The sequence below is a fragment of the Lyngbya sp. CCY1209 genome, from assembly GCF_035615495.1.
GTDB lineage: Bacteria > Cyanobacteriota > Cyanobacteriia > Cyanobacteriales > Microcoleaceae > Limnospira.
The window spans coordinates 1-8223 of record NZ_JAJENU010000214.1; the positions used below are offsets into that span (position 1 = coordinate 1).

The 8223-nt window shown below is 56.5% G+C and carries 8 protein-coding genes; 2 read left to right on the forward strand and 6 right to left on the reverse strand.

Annotated elements, in window-relative coordinates; all coding sequences use genetic code 11:
- Positions 1-169: 169 nt before the first annotated feature.
- From fmdA to LKE08_RS04395, 5 genes are all read right to left on the reverse strand, one after another.
- The gene (gene fmdA, locus LKE08_RS04375; RefSeq protein WP_324702976.1) at positions 170-1357 is read right to left on the reverse strand and encodes a formamidase; all 1188 of its coding nucleotides are present in this window, start codon (positions 1355-1357) and stop codon (positions 170-172) included.
- A gap of 437 nt (positions 1358-1794) precedes the next feature.
- Positions 1795-2793, reverse strand: a complete 999-nt coding sequence (locus tag LKE08_RS04380; protein WP_324702977.1) for a DnaJ C-terminal domain-containing protein — start codon at positions 2791-2793, stop codon at positions 1795-1797.
- A gap of 204 nt (positions 2794-2997) precedes the next feature.
- On the reverse strand, positions 2998-3465 hold the full coding sequence (locus LKE08_RS04385) for an AAA family ATPase (protein ID WP_324702978.1): 468 nt from the start codon (positions 3463-3465) through the stop codon (positions 2998-3000).
- 78 nt (positions 3466-3543) lie between these two features.
- On the reverse strand, positions 3544-4839 hold the full coding sequence (locus tag LKE08_RS04390; RefSeq protein ID WP_324702979.1) for a glucose-1-phosphate adenylyltransferase: 1296 nt from the start codon (positions 4837-4839) through the stop codon (positions 3544-3546).
- A gap of 388 nt (positions 4840-5227) precedes the next feature.
- Positions 5228-6619 (reverse strand): NACHT domain-containing protein, encoded by a 1392-nt coding sequence (locus tag LKE08_RS04395; RefSeq protein ID WP_324702980.1) that lies wholly within the window; start codon positions 6617-6619, stop codon positions 5228-5230.
- Between LKE08_RS04395 and LKE08_RS04400 the strand changes: the two genes are divergently transcribed.
- Both LKE08_RS04400 and LKE08_RS04405 read left to right on the forward strand, forming a co-directional pair.
- Entirely contained in the window at positions 6619-6948 is a 330-nt protein-coding gene (locus LKE08_RS04400; RefSeq protein ID WP_324702981.1) for a hypothetical protein, read from the forward strand. The genes LKE08_RS04395 and LKE08_RS04400 overlap by 1 nt on opposite strands.
- A gap of 93 nt (positions 6949-7041) precedes the next feature.
- Positions 7042-8004 carry a protochlorophyllide reductase gene (locus LKE08_RS04405; protein WP_324702982.1) on the forward strand — a complete coding sequence of 321 codons (963 nt, stop codon included), beginning with the start codon at positions 7042-7044 and terminating at the stop codon, positions 8002-8004.
- Positions 8005-8015: 11 nt separating this feature from the next.
- Here LKE08_RS04405 and LKE08_RS04410 read toward each other — a convergent pair.
- A partial coding sequence (locus tag LKE08_RS04410; RefSeq protein WP_324702983.1) for a hypothetical protein occupies positions 8016-8223 on the reverse strand: 208 nt, incomplete at its 5' end.

The following is an 8223-nucleotide window of genomic DNA, read 5'->3' on the forward strand; positions in this document are numbered from 1 at the left end:
GGGGATAATGGGGGATCAGACTGATCACACCACAGCGTCTGAAAGTCCCCCTTGTTAAGGGGGATAATGGGGGATCAAACTGTATCACACCACAGAGAAAACTACTCTATCTGTGGGGGCAGTGCGTCCCCGCCTGCCTGACATCATTCCCCGCCTGCCCCGAATCCTTCTAAGTCGGCAAAATATTCCGATCAAAAATCTCCGTCGGTATCGCCACCGTACAGCAGGCATTGGGAATATCCACGATGCCACTGATTCGCCCTTCAACCGGCGCCGAACTCAACAGCAAATAAGCCTGTTCTCCTGTAAACCCAAACTTCTTCAAATACTCGATCGCATTCAAACAAGCCCGACGGTAAGAAACGTGAGCATCCAAATAATACTGCTTCCCGGTAAACTCGTCCACCGAAATTCCTTCAAATACCAAATACTCGGAATAACGCGGCTCCACCGGGCCCGGTTTAAAAATCGGGTTCACCATTCCATACTTCTCCACCCCACCTTTAATAATATCAACGTGGAGGTCAATAAAACCCGACATTTCGATCGCACCACAGAACGAAATTTCCCCATCTCCCTGGGAAAAATGGATGTCCCCCATCGACAATTTCGCCCCGTCCACATACACCGGGAAATAAATCCGCGAACCCCTCGACAAGTTCTTGATATCGCAGTTTCCGCCGTGCTCCCGGGGCGGAACTGTCCGCGCCGCTTCCGCCGCCACCCGGTCAAAATCCGACCCCTTCAACGTCCCCAAAACCGCATTTTCCGGGTTCGGCAACGCCGCCAGGGGGGGAATTTCCGGCTTCCAAACCGGACCCCCCGTTTCCACCAATTCCCGTTCCCGCCGGTTCCACTCCCTTAACAGTTCGTGGGAGGGCGCACAGCCGATCAATCCGGGGTGGGTGATGCCGGCAAAACGCACTCCTGGAATGTGACGGGAACTCGTATAAATACCCTGCAAATCCCAAATTGCTTTCGCCGCGTCGGGGAAATGATCGGTTAAGAAACCGCCCCCATTTTCCCTCGCAAAAATTCCGGTAAATCCCCACTCGTCACCCTGCAAGGCACCGATATCGAGGATATCCACGACTAAAATATCCCCCGGTTGGGCGCCGTTGACGTAGATGGGGCCGCTGAGGACGTGCACCACCGTCAAATCCACGTCCCGCACGTCGTCGGGACTGTCGTTATTTTGGATTTGTCCGTCCGTCCAGTCCTTGCATTCGATCCGAAATACGTCCCCGGGATTGACGGAAACCACCGCCGGAATGTCGGGATGCCAGCGGTTGTGCCCCGGCATTTCCTGTTCGGACATCGGTTTGGTTAGATCGACTTTAAAGAGTGTTTCCGGCATATTTATTTTCCCGATTGATAATCGCTATTATTGAAGTTTTGGAACGAGAGAAATGGCGATCGCATGGCTCCCGAATCGCGATCGCTCGATTTCATCTTCCACAATTCCGAGTTAAGGTATCTTGACCGATCGCCCCGGGAATAAAATGTAATTTTGGCTACAATCTCACAATTTTTGCTTGAAGAATTTTAAAATTTTACAATGATAATCATTCTTAAAATTGATGTTATAAACCCATAAATATAGTCGAATTTTAATCGACAATTCAAAAAATTTTTGATTTTTTAAGGATGGGGATTGACAAGCGCCAAAAAATCCGGTATGATATCCTTAATAATGGTAGCTCGACCATTATATTGATTTTTTATTCAACACAACGAGTTGGGGATCACCCGGGGACTCATTTTCGGCGAAATCCCAGGTCTGCGATCGCGTCCCTAAAGCTTCATGGAAGACAGACCGCTGCGGGGTTCAAAGCTGCGGTTTTTGGCGATCTTCTCGTAACACTCCCGCTCGATGGCGTTGAGATCCTTCGGCGGCACCACCACAACTTTCACGAACTGATCGCCCCGTCCGCCCCCTTTCGGTTTCGGCCAGCCCTTGCCCCGCAGGCGCAGGGACTGCCCCGAGCGAATCCCCGCCGGAATATTCATCGTTACCGGGCCGTCGGGGGTGGGTACGTCGATAGACCCGCCCAAAACCAACTCGTCCGGCGCCACCGGCACCTCACAGGTGAGGTGGTCCCCGTCGAACTTGAAAAACGGGTGGGGTTCGATCTCCACCTTCAAATACAGGTCGCCGCGCCGCTGGGTGTAGGTGTCGGCTTGGCCCTGTCCCCGCACCCGAATTTTACTCCCCGGCTTCACCCCCGCCGGAATCGACACTTCGCCGCCCTCCACGCGCTTGCGGGTGCCGCGAAACGCCTCGCCGAGAGTCAGCGTCACCGTCGCCTCCAGGTCCAGGCCCGCGCCGTAGCCCCCCGCCGCGGCGAAATCCTCAAATCCGCCGTATCCCCCCGGGCGCCCGGAACTGGTGCGGTAGGAATAGCTGCGGGAGCGAGAACCCGGCCCCCCGGCGGTCCCCCCCGCCGCGGCCCGTCCCAGCAGGGAATTGATGAACTCGTCGAAACTGCCGAACTGGCTGAAATCGAACCCGCCAAAGTCCGTGGCACCAGCGCCACCGGGCCAACCCGCACTGCCCGCCTGATTCCAATACTGGCCGAAGCGATCGTATTTCTGACGTTTTTCCGTATCGGAGAGGACTTCGTAAGCCTCGTTCACCTCCTTGAACCGCGCCTCCGCCTTCTTGTCGCCGGGATTCATGTCGGGGTGATACTTGCGGGCCAGTCTGCGATAGGCTTTTTTGATGTCGTCGGCGCTGGCATTTTGACTCAGGCCGAGAATTGCATAGTAATCCTTATAATCTGTCGCCGGCATTCTCTACTCTCCTGGTGATCTCGTCGTCCGTCGTCATGGTACGGGTGGTGTTTGCAGGTGTGCGGCCGATCGCGCGCGATCGACGCGATCCGATCCAGCCTACCAAAACCTGACCTCAAACTTAGTACGGTTTTTCCAAATCCGACAATCGCAATTTCCGTACCGAGAACGATTAATAATTAATAATTGAGAATTGATAATTACCTATTCCCCCCACCCCAATTCGATCAGGCGGTCGAACCCGTCCTGGAGGGTCGGGGGGGCATCGGTGAGTTGGCGGTGCATTTTGAAGATGACCGCTTCGGGGACCCGGCGCGATCGCTTCCGGTTGCGATCGAGGCACAATTCCAGGGGAGAATTAACCCACAAGCCGGAAACCGACTCGAACCCCATCCGCCTCACCTCGCGGAGCGCGTCCCGGCGGTTGCGTCGTCGGGCATTGGTGGCATCGTAAATCGCCACGGCTTGCTGAGTCATAGCCTCCCGAAATTGTTCTCGAACCCGACTCCAAATCGGCAACCACGGCCCCTGAAACGCTTCATCTCCGAACAGTTGCCCCCGGATCGCGTCCGTTGAGATCCACCGGTAGGACGGGTCGCCTTCGGCCAGTTTTTGAGCCAGAAAGGACTTCCCGCTGCCGGGAAGCCCTATCATCAGGATCAGTCGAGCCATCGAAATAATCGGGTTTTGAGTGGGGGAAGGTCAGAAGGTTGGAAAAAACCTCCTTTCCTTCGGAATCCGACCGGGCGTCTAGATCACCGTCCCGTCCGGAATCACCGCATTTTTGAGAATCACCGTGATCCCGCTGCGGATGTAGAAGCCGAGATCTTCCTTTTCGGACTCCTCGACGCGATCTTTGTTGATGATCTGGACGTTGCGGCCGATGCGGGCGTTCTTGTCAACGATCGCCCGCCGGATGGTGGTGTCGTTACCGATGCCCATCGGCACCTGGCCCTTTTGCATCCCGGACTGGCGCTCCGCGAACGGTTCGTAGAAATCCGAGCCCATCAGCAGGGTATCCTCGATCACGCAGCCGGACTCCACCCGCGATCGCAACCCCAGAACCGAGTGGTCGATGCGGCACTGCTTCAGGATCGACCCTTCAGCCACGATCGACTCCGTGATGTGGCAATCGAGCAGCTTCGAGGGGGGCAAATAGCGGGAGCGGGTGTAAATCGGGGCCTTTTCGTTGTAGAAGCTAAAGGGGGGCTGCGGTTGCTGCGTCAGCGCCAGATTCGCCTCGTAAAACGCCTCAATCGTCCCGATATCTTCCCAGTAGCCGTTGAACAAGTAAGCTTGAACGTTGTGGTCGGCCGAGGCAGCGGGGATGACCTCTTTCCCGAAATCCGTCTGGTCGGGGGCCTGCTTGAGCAACTTGAACAGAACGTCCCGTTTGAAAACGTAGATCCCCATCGAAGCGATGTAAGGGGACTCAGCCGCCTCCTCCGGGGACAATCCCAGGGTACTCGTATCCACCGCCATTTTCTTGAGGTCTTCTCCCTTCGGCTTCTCGCTGAAATCGATCACCCGGCCGGTGCTCTCGTCAATTTTCATCAGACCGAAGGCGGACGCCCGCTTTTCATCCACGGGCAGCACCGACAGGGTGATGTCGGCGTTCGTGTCGATGTGGCGCTGGACGAAATCCCGGTAGTCCATGCGGTAGAGGTGGTCCCCCGACAGGATCAGCAAATGTTCGACGTCCCACTCCTCCATCAGCCACAGATATTGGCGCACCGCGTCGGCGGTTCCCTGGAACCACTGGGGATTGGTGACACTGGTCTGTTGGGCCGCGAGCACCTCCGCGAAGCCGTCGGTGAAGCCGGAAAAATTGTAGGTGCGGGCGATGTGACGGTTCAGGGACGCCGAGTTGAACTGCGTCAGGACGTAAATTTTAAGAATTTCTGAGTTGATACAATTGCTGATCGGGATGTCGATCAGGCGATATTTGCCCGCCAGGGGAACGGCGGGTTTGGCTCGCATCTTCGTCAGGGGGTAGAGACGAGTGCCGGCGCCACCACCCAGAATCACAGCTAATACTTGTTTCACGTGAAATTACCTCTCAACTGCCGATGATCTCCCAAAATTAAGTGTCCGATTCTATGGCAATCTTGGCAAGGGGGAAGCCTCAAAAGTCGGGTTAAGGTTGGGTTACGGTCAAACCCGACACCTCGAAATCGGAGCGGGACGGCCCCAGAGCGATCGCCGCGTGTGACGAATGGGGAATGGGGAATCGGGAATGGGGAATCGGGAACTGAAACCGCCTCGATTCAATAGGCCAACGCCAGACTGGCGATCGAACGTGATTGTCGGGGGTCGGAACGACCCGATTTATACCCTCAAAAGTCATCAGTTAGCCTGGCTCCGATCAAACCGCAATTTCCGGCCCGATCAATCTATCCGAAGTGGGAAATTTGCCGCCGTGTCCCGGCGGGTTTCAAATTTGGGCGAGATGCTCTTGGAGGAGGCGGTGGATGAACTCGTAGCGATCGCCCATTTTTCGCAGCAGCAGCCGTCGCGCCGCGTCGTTCAAAAACTGGGCGTAGTTCCAGGGCGCGTCCCCCTCCCCCCAGAGGACGAATCGCAGGGCCAGCCGCTCGATCGCCCACCCCAGGGACAGCCACTCGTAGCCGGCGGCGACCGCCAGTCCCAGCACCATTCCCGTCGCCAACAGTCCCACCGACCCCGAAATCGCTCCCAGGGCGATGACCGCCACGACCCCCCACCAGATCACCCCCCCGACCGCCCGTTCGGCCAGCCGGTAGGCCCGCTCTTGCTCCGGGGTGTGCAGCCACGTTTTCGGGATGCGATCGAGGATGAAGGTCTGGGTTTCTTCCCGCTGCATCCGCTTCGCCAGCTCCGTCAACCAGTGGCGAAATTGTTCGGAAGTGTACTTTTTTTCCGCCTCGCTCAAGCCGCGATCGCGGGTCGCGGAAATTTGGTGGCGCAAATAGGCGTTCAACAAATACTGCCGTTGTTCGTCCAAGGTGTCCAAATGCTTCCAAGACGAGATCAAAATATTCTCGTAAGCCAGGGTCATCAGACTTAAAAATAGCGGCTTTTTTGCCAACTTCAAAAGTTGCGGGTCGTTTTTGATATCATTCCAAAGCTCCCGACTTCTCGCGTCGATCAAATAGGTTTTGACTTGCCGGCGGGTGAGGGGCCGCAGCAAAATGGCACCGTTGAGCCGGAAGCGGTTTTCGCAGCGGTGGTAGGCTTTCACGCCGCTGCAGACGACCAGGTGCAGGGGCGAGAGATTGCCCTCCAACAGGTCGTTGATTTCTCGAATGCTCGCTTCCCGCCGCCCCGGCTCCACTTCGTCCAACCCGTCGAGCAACGGCAGGATCTGGAGCTGTTCCATCCAGTAGCGGGCCACGTCCGGGGCGATCGCGTATTTTTTCTGGATCTGGCCGACGATCCAATCCTCGATCGCCTCGCACCCCACCCGCCAGCCGGACAAGTTCAGCCAGACCGGCATCGGTTCGTGTTCGTCCTTGAGGGCGCGATCGACGAGTACCTTGGCCAGTCCCACCAGGGTCGTCGTCTTGCCCGAACCCGCCCCCCCCAAAATCAACAGCCGCCCCCCGATGCGATCGAACACCTCGATAATTCCCGTATTCGCCGAGAGTTTGAAGCTGGGGTGGTTGCCGATTTTCACCTCCACATCCCAGGACCGCCGCATTTTCAGCGGGGGCTTTTCCCCAGCCAACTGCGTCAAGACCGCCCGGTGGGGCAGGTGCAACCGGTACTGTCTCACCTCCCGTTTGACCTGGAGGAGCAGTTGGTGGCGTTTTTGAGAGGATAGCCGAGTTGCACTCAATCGAGACATTGAATTTAGACAAAAATAAGGGCGGTCCGGATCGCGGCGGGATGTTCGGGCGATCGGGAATGACGCACGAAGGCTCTCATTATATCGCGCCGCCCGACGGCGGACGAACGGCGTCCGACCGGAACGGCCGCCCTGTACCGCCTCCCCCCGATCGCCCGGCGGTGCGTCGAACTCCGGGAACCTCGGAACCGACAGGAAACCCGAAAATAGCAATCCTTAGAAAAAGCGCGATTTTGATGGCTTCCAGGCAGGCGGTATCGAAGCCGGTCGAAGAGGATGTCAGATTGTTACAAACAGTTGCGATCGCCCCGCCCTTACAAATATCCTGATCAATTTAGAACACCTAGATAAATCATAGCCACGATCCCCGTCGGAGCGGGATTCACAACCAAACGACGGCGATCGCTGGGATTGTAACAAACATGGCACAAGATCACAAGTCAACAGTTATAGTCACGGGTGCCTCATCGGGGGTCGGCTTGTATGCCGCCAAAGCCCTTGCCAACAGAGGCTGGTACGTGGTGATGGCTTGTCGAAATTTGGAAAAGGCGAAAGCCGCCGCCCAAGAGTTGGGAATTCCCGAAGACAGCCACACCGTTCTCCATATCGATCTCGGTTCCCTCGACAGCGTCCGGCGGTTTATCAACTCCTTCCGGGCGACGGGCAGGACGCTGGAGGCTTTGATCTGCAATGCGGCAATTTATATGCCCTTGATCAAGGAACCCCTGCGGAGTCCGGAAGGGTACGAACTGACCATGACCACCAACCATTTGGGTCATTTTCTCCTCTGCAACGTCATGATGGAGGACATGAAGCGCAGTCCGGCTGAAGACAAGCGGATGGTGATTTTGGGCACCGTCACCCACAACCCCGACGAACTCGGCGGGAAAATTCCGCCCCGCCCCGATTTGGGCGACCTCGAAGGCTTCGCCAAGGGCTTCAAAGAACCTGTTTCCATGATCGACGGCAAGAAATTTGAACCCGTCAAAGCCTACAAAGACAGCAAGGTGTGCAACGTCCTCACCATGCGGGAACTGCACCGCCGCTACCACGACTCCACCGGCATCACCTTCACCTCCCTCTACCCGGGATGCGTCGCGGATACCCCCCTGTTCCGCAACCACTATCCCCTGTTCCAGAAACTGTTCCCCCTGTTCCAAAAGTACATCACCGGGGGTTACGTCTCCCAGGAATTGGCCGGGGAACGGGTCGCCGCCGTGGTCATTGACCCCGAATACCGCCAGTCCGGCGCCTACTGGAGTTGGGGAAATCGCCAGAAAAAAGATCGCGAATCTTTCGTCCAGAAAGTCTCGCCCCAAGCCCGGGATGATGAAAAGGGCGAAAAAATGTGGGATCTCAGTCTGAAATTGGTGCAACTGGCTTAATGTTTTGAGTCTCAAAAATTGAGAGGATTAAAGCCGGATATTTCCGGCTTTTTTTGGGTTGAAAGATGGGCGATCGTGTCGTTACCAGCTCTAGAAACGGGAGTCGGTTGTAGGGATTGACAAGTCTCACTCGTCCGGCGTGTATAGCGCTGCGCGCGGTCCTCGGCAGTCGGTATTAGGGAGTCGGAAACTGAAACGGCTTTTCTATAAGGGTTTGAA